Genomic DNA, 13,432 nt, shown 5'->3' with positions numbered 1-13,432 from the left:
AGCGGGTGCAGAGCTTCTCAGAGCGCGGATGATGCCCATCCAATTGTCCGATCTCCACACAAAGTGAGGCAGACCCCTAAAAGATGCGATTACTAAAGCGGGCGCCACACCGCTCGTCGTTGCGCCGAAAGTCGGGTAGGCAAAACTCTCCGATGGCAAGTCGATCAAGGCTGACGGTCAGCTCACCGGCTCGCCGTCACAGCTCTTCGATGCTGTCACGGTTGTTCTGTCCAAGGAAGGCACCGAGCCGCTGTTGCGTGAGGCTGCCGCGGTTCAGTGGGTCATGTGTGCGTTTGGCCGGCGTGGTCACGTTGTTCGACTGAGGCCGGACGAAGCGCTTTCAGTTAAACTCAGGCAGTTGCGCCGGTCACGGCCTTCCAGTGCGCCATGGCGCGGATTCGATGAATGTGGGTGGCAAGGGCGGAGTGTTTTTGATGCGACGGGACGAAATGATTTCTAACCGCTGAAAACACGGGGACAAATTGTTGCAGACTGCCGACGGATGGGAAACCCTGCATCACTCGTTCTCGTTTTCGCAGCGGCAGATGGGAATTTTCCGCACGGTTGTTAAGGCCCTTGTGTGATCTATGTTCAATGGCCGGCATCACATCTCGCTTTGCCGCCCCGTATGAACGCAGTTTATCGGTGACAATCCTCTTTGGCGCGAGGCCTTGCTTCTTCAGCAGCCTGATCAGCAATCGCTTGGCAGCCTTGGTGTCTCGACGGGTCTGCACGATCTCGTCGAGAACATATCCGTCCTGGTCGACGGCTCGCCAAAGCCAATGCTTTCGCCCGCCGATCGTCACGACCACTTCGTCCAGATGCCAGATATCCTTTCTCGACGGCTTTTTTCTGCACAGTCGCTTTGCGTAGGCCGCACCGAATTTGCGGCCCCAGCGCCGGATCGTTTCGTAGGACACGACGATGCCGCGCTCCAGCAGCATTTCTTCCACCAGCCGCAGGCTTAACGGGAACCGGTAATACAGCCAGACGGCATGGGCGATGATATGCGGTGGGAAACGGTGGTTCTTGTAGCTGATGGTCGGCGTGCTCATCACGTCCGGTTATCCGTCAACCGTTAAGCCACGAACAACGTGACAACGCCAGCCGAACCAGCGCAACTGGAGCCTGATTGTTGGCGCCGGCGCTGGCTATGAGCCAAAATATGAGGGCAGCGGTGACTATGAGGTCACGCCATTGCCCGTCGTCCTGTTCACCTATGGCGATTGGCTTGAGATCGATCCGTTGGGAGTGACCGTGACGCCGTTTGAACACAATGGCTTCTCCGTCTCTGCCAAGGTTGGCTACGAGATGGGCCGTGACGAAGGCGACCATGATCGCCTCAAGGGCCTGGGGGACATCGATTTCGCGGCGACCGTTGGAGGCAAACTGGCATACCAGTGGCAGGGCCTCGAAATCTACGCAGCGGTCGACCAGACGATCGGTGGAACCGAAAGCCTTATCGGAACATTCGGCGTCGAATACATGGCGCCTGTCACGGAGCGGCTTTTCCTCGGAGCCGAGGCCAAGGCAACTGTCGCAAACGACAAGAACATGCAGGCGTACTTCGGCGTAACGCCCCAGCAATCGGCGGCATCCGGGCTTTCGGAATACAAGGCTGAAGCCGGCCTCAAGAGGGTGGATGTGTCGGCGTCCGCTATGTACATGTTCACTGAGAACTGGCTCGTCCGCGGCGAAGCTGGCGTGGGCTTCCTTACCGGCGACGCCGCCGATAGCCCGATCGTCGAGAAAAAAGCTCAGCCCTCCGCTTCGATCTTCGTTGGATACAAATTCTGACCGTCGTCGGAATGCAGTCTAGCGCTGGTCACGAAAGTCTTCGAGCATCTCGATGAAATAGCGGCTGATCGACATCGTACGGCTACCCATGTCCCCATGGCTGTCGAGCTGCGGCAGGCGGAGTTTTTCGTGGGAGAAATAGTTGATCGCCCAGGCTGGCTTGACGGCGAACTGCGCCATCCTGGCGAGGTTCAGGCGGAAGGGGATGGCAAAGCCGGTGCGCTTGCCAGCGCCGCGAGCGCTTCCAAAGCTATGTCCTCTCGCTCTCGGAAAGTCAGGCTTCTGCTTTTGAGTAGTGCCGCTGAGGGCGACAAATGTGTGGGAGGCATGCCACCTGACCTCCGAAATCACCGGTTCCCAACAGGGGCAGAGACGCTGGCTTCCAAAGCGGCATCCTCGCTGACAAGCCTGCCGCTATTTCTCGCCAGAACCGGCATAGGTTCTCACGCTGCCACACCGGTGGTCGCCCTGGCGAGGATAGTTTCTGCCGCGTTGACTGCTCCGATTTCCGGCGGCCCGTCACAATAAACACCTCCATGTTGGGGTGTTGCGGCAACCGGTTGAATCTGCCTTGGCATCGGCGGTCCGTGTGGTGAATGCAGCCGGGTGGAGCCTTCCTGTTTTCGATCGCCGAACGCAACGCTGCCAATGCCAGGGGCGTATCCAGGCGTTTTGACAGGCCGTAGCCGATGACCTTCCGGCTGCAAGCGTCGAGAATGACCGCGAGATAGCAGAAGCCAACCGTAATGCGGATGTACGTGAAGTCGGCCACCCAGACCATGTCAGGCTGGCACGTCGTTGACGCTAACGGCCGCGCGTTCGATGCTCTGTTTCAGAGCCGGAGAAGCACACGCGCAGCCCTGCGGCTGATGCGCAAGTTCCTCAAAGGTCAGGGCATATCTCCACGGGTCATGGTCACCGACAAATTGCGATCCTACGCATCAGCCAGGGCGGAACTGATGCAGGGCGTCGAGCATGGATCTCACAAAGGCATCACCAACCGGGCAGAGAATTCACATCTCCCCGTGCGACGACGGGAGTGGCGTATGATGCGGTTTAAGTCGGCCCGGCAATGCCAGCGTTTCGTCTCAGTTCATGGCCAGATCGCCAATCTCGTCCTTCTTCACCGCGGACATCTGGCCGCTGCCGATCACCGAAAACTTCGCTCCCAGGCTATTGCAACGTGGCAACACATCGCCCCGTCAATCAGTGCGTGAAAAACGGTCTGCGGAGAGAAGTGCGTCCGGTCCCAGGTTAAGGCGGCGCCTCCCATGCACGACCCCCATCGACCTCCGAACGCTTGCCTTTGTGACATCGTGTCTATATCGCCGCGGCCAGCCGCGCAAATTTGCCGCCGCAGAAGAGCAGCGGGCCGGTTTCGGCCCGGCGTTCGAGATGGGTGACGCGTCCGATAAAGAGCGTATGGTCGCCGGCCTCGACCTCCTGTTCCACCTCGGTAAGAAACACCGCCGCCGCGCCCGGCACCACTGGAAGATCGTGGCGGTCTTCGAGGATGGTGGACAGGGCCTCGTTGTGACGCCCCGCGAAATGCCAGGCGACATGCTCCATGTCGTCACCAAGGATGCTGACCGCGTAGCGGCCCGAGGCGCGGATCCGCTCCCGCATCTTGCTCTTGTGGTCGAGCGAGATGGAGATCAGCGGCGGGTCGAGCGAGACCGACATGAAGGCATTGGCGGTCATGCCATGGTCGCCGTCATCCGTGCGGGTGGTGATCACCGTGACGCCGGTGGCAAAGCTGCCGCAGGCGTTGCGCAGATCACGTGCGTCAAATCTAAGCATTGTCGTCCTCCCTATGGCGGATGTCGTTGGTTAAAAGGGCGGCCCCGATAGCATGCAAGGGCAGCGGGGCGGCCAGCAGGGGCACGGCTTCGGCAGCGCGCCCGGAGGCCTGGAGCCCACGGATCCGGCTGGACGAGATCGTTTCTCCTGCCGTGCAGCAGGTGACCGGGGCCTCGACGACGCTGAAATGCCGCGCCAGAAGCGCCACATCGCCTGCCTGCCGCGCGCCAAAGCGGAAATCGGCGCCGACATGGATCTGCACAGGCCCGATCCGACCCAGATCGGCCAGGAAATCGTCGGCGCTACGGCGGGCGTAGCAGTCATTGAACTGGGCGACGACGATAAAGTCGGGGCCGAGCGCCGCGATCCGCGCGAGCTTTTCCGCCAGCGGCAAAAGCTGCGCCGCGCGACCGAAATGCACCTTGGGTGGCGGATCGAAGGTCCAGACCACGGCGGGCCGACCCTGCTCCCGCGCCGAGTCCACGGCAGCCCGGATCAGCGCCTGATGCCCGCGATGTACCCCGTCGAAGGCCCCGAGGGCCGCAACGCTGGCAGGCAGCATGACTTGCCGGTCGGTGACGACCTGGGCCGGAACCCCGGAGAAATCCAGACCCATCCGCTCCTCCTCTTGCAAGGGGCGGCCGGGATGATCGGCCGCCCTCACGGACTTGAACCCGTGGCCTCAGCCCTGGAAACCCGCCTTCAGGCGGTTCACGTCCCAGGGGTTGATGAGGTCGGGCGCGGTCCAGCCGGTCAGGTCGTATTCGGCCATGAAGTTGCGCACCATCTGTTGAAGGGTGGCCATCTCGCCGGTCGCCTGCGCGGTCAGCATGGTCTCGATGCGGATGTTCTCGTAGTTGCCGGCATAGTTTGTCTCGTAAAGCTCATGCCGCCCGCCGAATTCCGAGCCCATCGCATCCCAGAGGAGCTTCAGGAGCTTGACGCGGTCCACTGCTGCCATGCCGTTCGAGCCGCGCACGAACCGGTCGAGACAGGGCCGCACCGCATCCGAAGCGAAGTCGAGCGACGAGGACGGCAGGTAGATCAGCCCCGAGGCGACATGGCGCTCGATCAGTTCCTTGATCCGGCTGTAGGCCATCGGTGCGAAGATGCGATAGGCAAGGCCGTAGTTCATGTTGGGCAGAACGTAGCCATCGGTTCCCTGCCACGGGACCGGGCTCTTCACCATCGCGTCCGACAGGCCCCAGAACAGGTTGCGCCAGCCCAGCACCTCGCCCACGGCGGTCTGCGGGCCGCGGAAGGCGCCCGAGCCGGTCGCCTCCAGCGCCATGGAAAAGAGGGCGGAGATGAAATCGAGTTTCACCGCCAGCCGCGTGGTACCGTGCAGCGTGAAACGCGGCACGAAGCCCGAGGCGGGGAAGAAGGCGTTGATCTTCTCGATGTCGCCATAGATGAAGATGTTCTCCCAGGGCACCAGCACCTTGTCGAACACGAGGATCGCGTCGTTCTCATCCAGCCGGCTGGAGAGCGGATAGTCGAAGGGCGTGCCCATGACCGCCGCGTTCAGCTCGTAGGAAGCGCGGCTGATCAGCTTGACGCCGGCGCTGTCCATCGGAGCCGTGAAGATCAGGGCAAACTTCTTCTCCTTGATCGGGATTCCGTAGTGGGCGATGAAATTGTAGTGCGTCAGGGCCGAGCCGGTGGCAACCACCTTGGCACCCGAGACGATCAGGCCGGCATCGGTTTCCTTCTCCACCTGCATGTAGACGTCGCCGGTCTCCTCGACGGGCAGGTGGCGGTCGATCGGCGGGTTAACGATGGCGTGGTTCCAGTAGTCCAGCCGCTCCTGCGTACGGTCATACCAGGTCTTCGCATTGCCGGCATATTCGCCGTAGAAGCTCGCATTGGCCCCCAGCGTGCCCAGGAAGGCGGCCTTGTAGTCGGGCGAGCGGCCCATCCAGCCATTCGCCACCCGCTGGGTGGCGGCGATGGCATCGCGGCCAGCCACAAGTTCCTCGGCGGTCTTGGTTCCCTTGAAGAAGGGATGCGTCCACCCGCCCGAGCCTGTGTCGGTCGGTCGGCCGATTGTATCCTTCTCCGCATTCAGCCGGTCGTACCAGCGCGCGACCATACGGGCCGAGTTGCGAAAAGCCGGATGGCTGGTGACGTCCTTTACCCGCTCGCCGTGGATGTAGATCTCGCGCCCATCGCGGATGCTGTCCAGAAATTCGGCACCGGTATACGGTGCCTGGGTGGCGGTGGTTTGATCTTTCATGTCTTCCTCCCCTGCGGCAGATTGCCTGACGCTCCTCGACGTGAAGACTGACATCGACGCGTGCGCACCGAAAGGTATCGCGTAATACCTGTCATTTTTCCGGCATTGCCGGAAAACACAGCGGGATCGGCAGGACGAGGGAGCACTCGATGAAGACAATCCGCAAGATCGGCGAAGTACTGCGCTGCTTTTCCGCCACGCAGTCGGAACACAGCGTCACGGCCCTGTCGCGGGCCATCGGCAATTCCATTAGCGGCACCCACGATCTGGTGGATGGGCTGGCGGGGATCGGCCTTCTGCGCAAGGTCGAGCGGGGGCGCTATCGGCTCGGCCCGCTGGTGGCGACGCTCTACCACGCGCTGGAGGACAGTTCCGATCTGGTCGAGGTGGCGCGGCCGGTGATGGCCCAGCTTTCCGCCGATCATGGCGAGACGCTGCACCTCACGATGCACGATCACGACCGTCTGCTGCTGGTCGACGCCATCGACGGCACCCGGCCCCTGCGGGTGTCGTCCGGGGTGATCGGCCCGCATCTGCCGCTGCACAAGGCGCCGCCCGGCAGACTGCATCTGGCTGCCTTCAGCCCCATGCGGCTTGACGACTGGCTGGACGAGCATGCCCGCCCCGGTGGTCCCATCGACGCCCCGGAACGTTTGCGCGACGAACTGGCCGCACTGGCGGCCGAGGGGTTCGACAGCGGCCCAATTGGCGATGATGACGATCTGGTCTGCCTCGCGGCACAGATTCGGGACCACGTCGGACGCGCGGTCGCGGTGCTGTCGATGACGGTTCCGGCCAGCCGCCATGCGCGCCAGCCGCGCGCTTTCCGTACTATCACCGTCGATGCGGCGCAGCGGATCTCTGACCGCCTGGACCATCGACGCAGGGATCCCTGATCATCCGCGAATCCGCAGACGGGGAATAGCGGGTTCAGGCGCTGTGCCGCGCTATTCGGCCCGAGTGACTGCGGCTTGCGCCGTCCTGGCGAATTTTCGGGTGATCTCCATGAAGTTCAGCACCTGCGGGGCGCGGTTGTCCAACCGGGAATGGACCGTCAAAGCGGTTCCAGGGTTGTGGCCGACATAGGGGCGATAGATGACCCCAGGTCGCGTCGTCCGGCTGACGGATTCGGGCACGACCGACAGCCCCACGCCGACCGAGACCAGCGAGATTGCGCTTTGAAAATCCTGCGTCAGCTCGAGGCCGCCGGGCTTCACCCCCTCTCGCTCGCAAATATCGAGCACGACATCGGCATAGCTCGGGCGCGGGCGGCGAGGATAGAGCACGAAGGTCTGGCCGCTCAGGTCGGCGAAGGTGATGTTGTCTTCCGCGACCAGCGGAGAGCTGTCGGGCAGCGCCAGGATCAGCTTCTCGCGACACAGAAGCTGCTGGCGGAACTCCTCGTCCTTGAGTTCGGGGCGGGCAACGGCGATGTCGATCTCCCGCGTGATCAGGGCCCGGTGCAGCTCGGCATTGTTCAGCGCGGACAGCGCCAGTTCCACCTCCGGATAGACCGACCGGAACGACTTGATCAGCATGGGCAGAAGCCCGTGCGACGCGGAACCGACGAAGGCGATCCGCAACCGACCCGCGCCGCCTGCGCCAACCAGCCGCGTCTCGCGCTGCGCCGTATCCATCCGGTCGAGGATCTGCCGCGCGTGATCCTGCAACACGACTCCTGCCTGCGTCAGGCGGATCTGGCTACGGCTGCGGTCGAATAGCTGCACGCCCAGAGACTCTTCCAGCGAGGCGATCTGGCGCGACAGTGGCGGTTGCGCCATGTCCAGCCGCGTCGCGGCGCGCCCGAAGTGAAGTTCTTCTGCCACAGCAAGGAAATACCTGAGCTGGCGGAATTCCATTGTCTCCTCCCAGAGCGGAACCCGAGATGGAAAAACCTTTCAGGTATCGTCCGAAAGTATGACAGGAGCCGATTTCACGTCCTGCCGCAAGCGCCAATTTCGGTATCGCACCATACCCATCCGGCATGAAGCGCCTGCCTCGGGCAGCAAGTCCTTACCAGGCCGCGATTTCTCCTCTGATACCTTTTCGGTATCGCATCAAATGCAAATGATCTTGGACACGGCCGCCTTGGGGTCTCATCATGCCGGTATGAACCAGTCCTTCGCCCCCCTTCCGCCGGTCACCATACGCAGTGCTGTCGTCCAGCAGGTCGAGACGCTGTTGGTCGACTTGCCGACGATCAGGCCGCACAAGCTGTCTGTCGCGACGATGAACGGCCAGACGCTGATGCTGGTGAAGATCCTGTGCAGCGATGGCGTGACAGGCATCGGCGAGGGTACGACGATCGGCGGCCTTGCCTATGGCGGCGAAAGCCCGGAAAGCATGAAGCTGGCGATCGACACCTATTTCGCGCCGCTGATGATCGGTCAGGACGCAAGCCGGGTGCAGGCGCTCATGGCGCGGATAGGCAAGATGGCGAAGGACAACCGCTTCGCCAAAAGCGCCGTCGAAGCAGCGCTCCTCGATGCGCAGGGCAAGCGTACTGGATTGCCGGTCAGCGAACTCCTGGGCGGACGGCGGCGCGAGCGGCTGCCGGTGGCCTGGACGCTGGCCTCGGGTGATACGGCCCGCGACATAGACGAAGCCGAGCGGATGCTGGACCTGCGCCGGCACCGGATCTTCAAGCTCAAGATCGGGGCGAAGGAGCTTCGGCAGGACATCACCCATGTGGCCGAGATCAAGCGCGCCCTTGGCGAGCGAGGCGCCATCCGGGTCGATGTGAACATGGCCTGGAGCGAGACCGATGCCGCATGGGGTATGGCGGCGCTTGCCGATGCCGGTTGCGAACTGGTGGAACAGCCCGTCGCCTCGGCGTCCGCGCTGTCGCGGCTAGTGCGGCGTTTTCCCGTGGCGCTGATGGCGGATGAATCCATCACCGGACCGGAGTCGGCCTTTGAAATCGCGCGGGTCCATGGCGCGGACGTTTTCGCGATCAAGATCGAGCAAAACGGCGGCCTCTTCAACGCGCAGCGCACCGCAGCCATCGCCGATGCGGCCGGGATAGGCCTTTACGGCGGCACCATGCTGGAAGGCGCGCCGGGTACCATCGCCTCGGCCCATCTCTTCGCGACCTTCCCCAATCTGCAATGGGGGACGGAGCTCTTCGGCCCGCTGCTGTTGACCGAGGAAATCCTGCGCGTGCCGCTGGACTACAGCGATTTCGAACTCACCGTTCCCGACGGCCCCGGCCTCGGGATCGAACTCGATGATGACCGGGTGGCGTTCTTTGCTCGCGACGGGCTGCGCCGCAAGACCACTCCGGTTGGATAAAGGAGACCAGGATGCTGTTCCACGTCCGCATGGATGTCCGCATTCCCCGCGATCTTCCCGCCGAAGAGGCGGCCGAGATCCTCGCTCGGGAAAAGGCCTATTCGCAGGAACTGCAGCGTAGCGGCAAATGGCGCCATATCTGGCGCCTCGCGGGGGAATATGCGAACTTCAGCATCTTCGACGTCCGCGACAATACCGAGCTGCATGAGATCCTGACGGGTTTACCGCTGTTCAAGTTCATGGACATCGCCGTGACGCCCCTTCTTCGTCATCCGTCTTCGATCCGCGACGACGATAGCTGATCCCGCGCGCCAGAGGTTGGCGGGAGAATTTCGCATGACCGAGTTTACCTAAGATTCCAGGAGGAGAAAAACCGTGAACGTCAAGATTTTCGACCGGCCCGATGTGCAACAATTCCTGACCGTGCTGAGCGGGCTCGACAAGGCGGGCGGCAGTCCGCGCATGAAGGAAATCGTGCATCGGCTGATGACCGACCTGTTCAGGGCCATCGATGACCTGAACATCACGCCCGACGAATACTGGACCGGCATCGCATGGCTGAACGATATCGGCGCAGCCGGCCAGGCGGGGCTGATCTCGCCCGGCCTCGGCCTCGATCATTTCATCGACGAGCGGCTCGACGCGATCGACGCCTCGATCGGTATCGACAATCCGACGCCGCGCACCATCGAAGGCCCGCTCTACGTCGCGGGCGCCCCGGTCTCGACCGGCTTCGCGCGGCTCGACGACGGCAGGGATCTGAACGGCCACACGATGATCATGCACGGCGTGGTGCGTGGCGCGGACGGGAAGCCGCTGCCGGGCGCCAAGGTCGAGGTCTGGCACTGTGACACCCGCGGATTCTATTCGCATTTCGACCCGACAGGCGTGCAGGCGCCCTTCAATATGCGCCGCACGATCATCGCCGACGAGAACGGCGGGTACAAGTTCCAGAGCATCCTGCCTTCCGGCTACGGCGTGCCTCCGGGCAGCCCGACTGAAAAGCTGCTCTCGGCCCTTGGCCGTCATGGCCAGCGCCCGGCGCATATCCACTTCTTCGTCAGCGCCGATGGACACCGGAAACTGACGACGCAGATCAACATCGAGGGCGATCCGCTGGTCAACGACGACTTCGCCTATGCAACCCGCGAGGGGCTGGTGCCGAGCGTCATCGAGCGTGACGACGAGGTAAGTATCCATGCGAACAACCTCAACGGCCCCTTCGCCGAGATCACGTTCGACTTTTACCTGACCGCGCTGATCGACGGGGTGGATAACCAGGTGAACGACCAGCGCAAGCGCGCTGCCGCCTGACGCCTTCGGGCCTTGCCCGGTGCCGCCTTGCGGCAGACCGGGCAAGACCGCCATGCGGTGCGGGAAATCTGGGGCAGCGGGCAGTGAATCTGCATGGCGGTGGCTCTCATTTCGCGATGATAGTCTGATTAGATCCCATGGCGTGGAATGTGAAAAAGGTTGGCAACAGGGTCATGAATTGAAACGAAACGCTGGAGATGTCGGGCTGACTTGAAGCTCTTCATGATCCGTTCTCGACGCCGGGTCGGTTGGTGGGAATTCTCCGCCCGGTTGTTCAGGCCTTTGTGCGAACGATGTTCGACGCCGGGGATGACGTCGCGCCTTGCGGCGCCGTAGGATCTCAACTTATCTGTGATCAAGACGCGCGGCGCATGTCTTTGCCCTTTGAGAAGCTTTCGCATTAGACGTTTGGCGGCGGCCCACCACAGCCAGTGCTTCTTGCCGCCAATGGAGATAACTTCATTAAGGTGCCATTTGTCGCCGAGCCGACCTGCCGTCCGAACTTTTCCGCCCATAGCCGCACGGTCTGGTGCGAAACGACAGTACCACGAACTGCAAGCAGATCCTCGACCATGCGCAGGCTGAGCCGAAAACGAAGGTACAGCCAAACGGCATTTGGAAGACGACCTCGCTGACCCGAGCGATCCCGTCCTTCACCCCGTCAGATCACCACCCCACGGGTGACGCTTGTGCGCATCGGTTCCTTCGTTCAGATGGCCGATTTTCTTCGTATGAATCCAAGATTGCAGATGCTTCAAAGTGATGAGAAGGTGAACTCCATGAAGAAGCTGCTGACCTCCTTATCAAACAGAACGGGTTGTTCGACATTGATGGAGTGACCTCCATCGAGATCGGCGATTCTCGCGCAAGGCAGTGTTGCTGCAACATACTCTCGGACGGTCTGGAAGGCGCGTTCGTAACGACCGTTGACAAGCAAGGTCGGAACTGGCGTCGATCCGAACCGCGAACGGATTGACAGGTCTGGCAGCGTGAAGCGGAACAGATTGACGATGCCGGTCAACGAGGCGTTGTCCGCATCATGCGTCAGTTGCTCCCGAATGTCGGACTGAAATCGCCGGGCGTGAGCGGGATGGAAACGAAAGCGCCGCAGGGCTTCGCGTCCGTGCTGCTGCATGTCGGCAATGCGTGCGTCATTTTCCATGTGCCATTCCGGTGACGGTGTGGTTCTGAAGGCCGCACTGGCATTGGAAAAGGCTTGGGCGATGACGTGTTCGGGCCTGTCCAGCGCGTAGCGCAGGGTGAGTGCCGCACCAAAACTCTGGCCGCAAATATACCAGCGATCAATCCCCAGCCGCGCCCTGACATGATCGAGTGCGGCGACAAGCGCATCCGGGGTGTAGTCGAGTGGTTCATCCGTTGCAGGCGACAAGCCGTGGCCGGGGAGCTCCACCCGAATTCGCCTGAAATGACGCGCTAATCCTTCGTTGAGTCGCCAATGATTCCGGCTGGACATCATGCCGTGCAGGAGAAGTAAAGGCGGCTTCTCGCTAATCGGATCGACATCGGCGTTGAGTTCGATCATGTCTTGTTTCCTGAGAGGCATAGCTTGACGGACGCATGTCCGGTGAAGGTCGGATCACTTATATAGCTGTTTTAGAGGCATGGCCCGGATATGGAAGGTGCCGGCCTATTTCTCCTGTTCAAGCTGCTCACGATGTTCCGGTGCGGCAATGGCCAGCATTAGTTTTCGCCGTTCGTGAAGGCTGCGTCCGCGAAGATCCGCGACACCGTGCTCGGTTACGATCAGTCCGGCCTCGCTGCGCGGCGTACTCACCGGGCCGGAAAGCCGAGCGACGATCCTGCTCTTTCCGGATGTGGCGACCGTCGAGGGCAGGGCGATGATCGGCAGGCCGCCCGGCGATCTATGGGCGCCACGAATGAAATCCGCAGCACCTCCAACGCCGCCGACATAGGACGAGCCGACGGTTTCAGCATTGATCTGGCCGGTCAGATCAACCTCGATCGCCGAGTTGATGGCGGCGAGTTTATTCTGGCTGGCCAACACGGCGGGGTCGTGTGTGTAATGCGTGCCGCAGACCAGGATCGCGGGATTTTCGCGAGCAAATTCGTAGAGCCTTCGGCTGCCGAGCAGCCAGCCTGTGACTGTCACTCCCGTGTTGACCGGTTTGCAGGCGTTGTTGATCACGCCGGTCTCCATGAGCGTTGCAACACCATCGCCGATGACGCCCGAATGGACGCCAAGGCTACGATGCTGCACGAGAGCGTCGAGCACGGCTTCGGGAATTTGCCCAAGCCCCAGTTGCAAGGTCGAACCATCATCGATCAGCCCGGCGACATTGTGTGCCACCTGCTTTTCAATGGGGCCGGGTACGATCGGCGGCAGTTCCAGCAGAGGGCGTGACGTGGAAATGATGGCGTCGATTTCGTCGGTCGCGATGGACGCTTCGCCGAACACATACGGCATTTGGTCGTTGATTTCGGCGATGATGATCCGGGCTGATCCTATCAGGGGTAACAGATATTCCTGCACCAGCCCCAGGCTGTGCCGGCCATTTTTATCGGCCGGCGGTAAATGCAGCATAAGGACATCGACCGGTTGGAGCGCACTGGCGAACTGCGAATAGGGCACGGGCAGAATATCCAGCATGCCCGCTTTGGCCAGCCGCCTGTTATTGGCGCTCGCGCAGTATGAGATAAAGCGTACGGCGTCGCCAAAAGCAGGTGAGGCTGCTTCGGATAGTGTCAGGCCTATACCGGCCCGAAAGCCGCCTATGGCGTGACGGTCGCGCATCAGCGCGGCCGTCAGCGTCACCGGCTCCGCTCCAGCCTGTCCCCACGCGACCATCGCGCCGGGAGCGACCCAGTCCTGCATGTGCAGGTCATCCGCGTGGATAGACCGGGTAGCCACCGGGTGACGGCGCTTGCGCCCCTGGAATGTGTCCATGGTGTTCCCCTGGAATGAAAGAGCCGGGCCGTTGGCCGGAAATGTCGCCGACATTTGTTGGCAAGCCT

Annotated in this window: 13 protein-coding genes and 3 pseudogenes; 6 read left to right on the top strand and 10 right to left on the bottom strand. The window is 62.0% G+C overall.

Annotated features, from left to right (window positions below; genetic code table 11):
- Positions 1 to 350: 350 nt before the first annotated feature.
- Positions 351 to 1,068, bottom strand: a pseudogene (locus AC1Q5O_RS26330) (IS6 family transposase).
- Between the two features lie 60 nt (positions 1,069 to 1,128).
- On the opposite strand from AC1Q5O_RS26330, the gene AC1Q5O_RS26325 reads away from it, so the two are divergent.
- Positions 1,129 to 1,797: a MipA/OmpV family protein gene (locus AC1Q5O_RS26325; RefSeq protein WP_082572660.1), complete on the top strand. Its 669-nt coding sequence runs from the start codon at positions 1,129 to 1,131 to the stop codon at positions 1,795 to 1,797.
- Positions 1,798 to 1,836: 39 nt separating this feature from the next.
- On the opposite strand, the pseudogene AC1Q5O_RS26320 reads toward AC1Q5O_RS26325, so the two are convergent.
- Both AC1Q5O_RS26320 and AC1Q5O_RS26315 read right to left on the bottom strand, forming a co-directional pair.
- Positions 1,837 to 2,028: pseudogene (locus tag AC1Q5O_RS26320) on the bottom strand (alpha-hydroxy-acid oxidizing protein); the annotation flags it as partial.
- 43 nt (positions 2,029 to 2,071) lie between these two features.
- On the bottom strand, positions 2,072 to 2,578 hold the full coding sequence (locus AC1Q5O_RS26315) for a DDE-type integrase/transposase/recombinase (protein ID WP_156393945.1): 507 nt from the start codon (positions 2,576 to 2,578) through the stop codon (positions 2,072 to 2,074).
- Here AC1Q5O_RS26315 and AC1Q5O_RS26310 point away from each other — a divergent pair.
- Positions 2,544 to 3,014, top strand: coding sequence for a DDE-type integrase/transposase/recombinase (locus AC1Q5O_RS26310; protein WP_279874745.1), 471 nt, complete (start codon positions 2,544 to 2,546; stop codon positions 3,012 to 3,014). The genes AC1Q5O_RS26315 and AC1Q5O_RS26310 overlap by 35 nt on opposite strands.
- Positions 3,015 to 3,117: 103 nt before the next feature.
- Here the strand turns inward: AC1Q5O_RS26310 and AC1Q5O_RS26305 are convergent, their stop codons facing one another.
- The 3 genes from AC1Q5O_RS26305 to AC1Q5O_RS26295 all read right to left on the bottom strand — a co-directional run bounded on the left by AC1Q5O_RS26305 (position 3,118) and on the right by AC1Q5O_RS26295 (position 5,833).
- Entirely contained in the window at positions 3,118 to 3,597 is a 480-nt protein-coding gene (locus AC1Q5O_RS26305) for a flavin reductase family protein (RefSeq protein WP_062653134.1), read from the bottom strand.
- Positions 3,590 to 4,213 carry an FAD synthetase family protein gene (locus tag AC1Q5O_RS26300; RefSeq protein ID WP_030540716.1) on the bottom strand — a complete coding sequence of 208 codons (624 nt, stop codon included), beginning with the start codon at positions 4,211 to 4,213 and terminating at the stop codon, positions 3,590 to 3,592. The genes AC1Q5O_RS26305 and AC1Q5O_RS26300 overlap by 8 nt, the downstream gene beginning before the upstream one ends.
- A gap of 66 nt (positions 4,214 to 4,279) precedes the next feature.
- Entirely contained in the window at positions 4,280 to 5,833 is a 1,554-nt protein-coding gene (locus AC1Q5O_RS26295; protein WP_062653136.1) for a 4-hydroxyphenylacetate 3-hydroxylase N-terminal domain-containing protein, read from the bottom strand.
- A gap of 149 nt (positions 5,834 to 5,982) precedes the next feature.
- On the opposite strand from AC1Q5O_RS26295, the gene AC1Q5O_RS26290 reads away from it, so the two are divergent.
- Positions 5,983 to 6,729 carry an IclR family transcriptional regulator gene (locus AC1Q5O_RS26290; RefSeq protein ID WP_062653138.1) on the top strand — a complete coding sequence of 249 codons (747 nt, stop codon included), beginning with the start codon at positions 5,983 to 5,985 and terminating at the stop codon, positions 6,727 to 6,729.
- Positions 6,730 to 6,780: 51 nt separating this feature from the next.
- Here AC1Q5O_RS26290 and AC1Q5O_RS26285 read toward each other — a convergent pair whose 3' ends face one another.
- Positions 6,781 to 7,692 (bottom strand): LysR family transcriptional regulator, encoded by a 912-nt coding sequence (locus AC1Q5O_RS26285; protein ID WP_062653140.1) that lies wholly within the window; start codon positions 7,690 to 7,692, stop codon positions 6,781 to 6,783.
- Positions 7,693 to 7,942: 250 nt separating this feature from the next.
- Here AC1Q5O_RS26285 and AC1Q5O_RS26280 point away from each other — a divergent pair, with 250 nt between their 5' ends.
- The 3 genes from AC1Q5O_RS26280 (at position 7,943) to catA (ending at position 10,438) form a co-directional block, all read left to right on the top strand.
- Positions 7,943 to 9,124, top strand: coding sequence for a muconate/chloromuconate family cycloisomerase (locus AC1Q5O_RS26280; protein WP_062653243.1), 1,182 nt, complete (start codon positions 7,943 to 7,945; stop codon positions 9,122 to 9,124).
- Positions 9,125 to 9,135: 11 nt separating this feature from the next.
- Positions 9,136 to 9,426 (top strand): muconolactone Delta-isomerase, encoded by a 291-nt coding sequence (gene catC / locus AC1Q5O_RS26275; protein ID WP_062653142.1) that lies wholly within the window; start codon positions 9,136 to 9,138, stop codon positions 9,424 to 9,426.
- 73 nt (positions 9,427 to 9,499) lie between these two features.
- Positions 9,500 to 10,438 (top strand): catechol 1,2-dioxygenase, encoded by a 939-nt coding sequence (gene catA, locus AC1Q5O_RS26270; RefSeq protein WP_062653144.1) that lies wholly within the window; start codon positions 9,500 to 9,502, stop codon positions 10,436 to 10,438.
- A gap of 134 nt (positions 10,439 to 10,572) precedes the next feature.
- On the opposite strand, the pseudogene AC1Q5O_RS26265 reads toward catA, so the two are convergent.
- From AC1Q5O_RS26265 to AC1Q5O_RS26255, 3 genes and pseudogenes are all read right to left on the bottom strand, one after another.
- Positions 10,573 to 11,042: pseudogene (locus tag AC1Q5O_RS26265) on the bottom strand (IS6 family transposase); the annotation flags it as partial.
- Between the two features lie 150 nt (positions 11,043 to 11,192).
- Positions 11,193 to 11,981 (bottom strand): alpha/beta fold hydrolase, encoded by a 789-nt coding sequence (locus AC1Q5O_RS26260; protein ID WP_062653146.1) that lies wholly within the window; start codon positions 11,979 to 11,981, stop codon positions 11,193 to 11,195.
- A 105-nt stretch (positions 11,982 to 12,086) separates the two neighbouring features.
- A complete protein-coding gene (locus tag AC1Q5O_RS26255) occupies positions 12,087 to 13,292 on the bottom strand; it encodes an acetyl-CoA hydrolase/transferase family protein (protein WP_156393951.1) in 1,206 nt (401 codons plus the stop codon).
- Between the last annotated feature and the right edge of the window lie 140 nt (positions 13,293 to 13,432).

This window comes from Phyllobacterium sp. MT110 (assembly GCF_058792715.1).
The sequence above is the reverse complement of the archived record's forward strand: the minus strand, read 5'-3'. Positions and strand labels throughout refer to the sequence as shown.

Bases quoted from the DNA above. Each gene is read 5' to 3' on its own strand.
- AC1Q5O_RS26290 (WP_062653138.1), top strand. From the start codon at position 5,983: ATGAAGACAATCCGCAAGATCGGCGAAGTACTGCGCTGCTTTTCCGCC.
- AC1Q5O_RS26315 (WP_156393945.1), bottom strand. From the start codon at position 2,578: ATGGTCTGGGTGGCCGACTTCACGTACATCCGCATTACGGTTGGCTTC.
- catC (WP_062653142.1), top strand. From the start codon at position 9,136: ATGCTGTTCCACGTCCGCATGGATGTCCGCATTCCCCGCGATCTTCCC.
- AC1Q5O_RS26310 (WP_279874745.1), top strand. From the start codon at position 2,544: ATGCGGATGTACGTGAAGTCGGCCACCCAGACCATGTCAGGCTGGCAC.
- AC1Q5O_RS26255 (WP_156393951.1), bottom strand. From the start codon at position 13,292: ATGCAGGACTGGGTCGCTCCCGGCGCGATGGTCGCGTGGGGACAGGCT.
- AC1Q5O_RS26285 (WP_062653140.1), bottom strand. From the start codon at position 7,692: ATGGAATTCCGCCAGCTCAGGTATTTCCTTGCTGTGGCAGAAGAACTT.
- AC1Q5O_RS26295 (WP_062653136.1), bottom strand. From the start codon at position 5,833: ATGAAAGATCAAACCACCGCCACCCAGGCACCGTATACCGGTGCCGAA.
- AC1Q5O_RS26280 (WP_062653243.1), top strand. From the start codon at position 7,943: ATGAACCAGTCCTTCGCCCCCCTTCCGCCGGTCACCATACGCAGTGCT.
- AC1Q5O_RS26300 (WP_030540716.1), bottom strand. From the start codon at position 4,213: ATGGGTCTGGATTTCTCCGGGGTTCCGGCCCAGGTCGTCACCGACCGG.
- AC1Q5O_RS26305 (WP_062653134.1), bottom strand. From the start codon at position 3,597: ATGCTTAGATTTGACGCACGTGATCTGCGCAACGCCTGCGGCAGCTTT.
- AC1Q5O_RS26260 (WP_062653146.1), bottom strand. From the start codon at position 11,981: ATGATCGAACTCAACGCCGATGTCGATCCGATTAGCGAGAAGCCGCCT.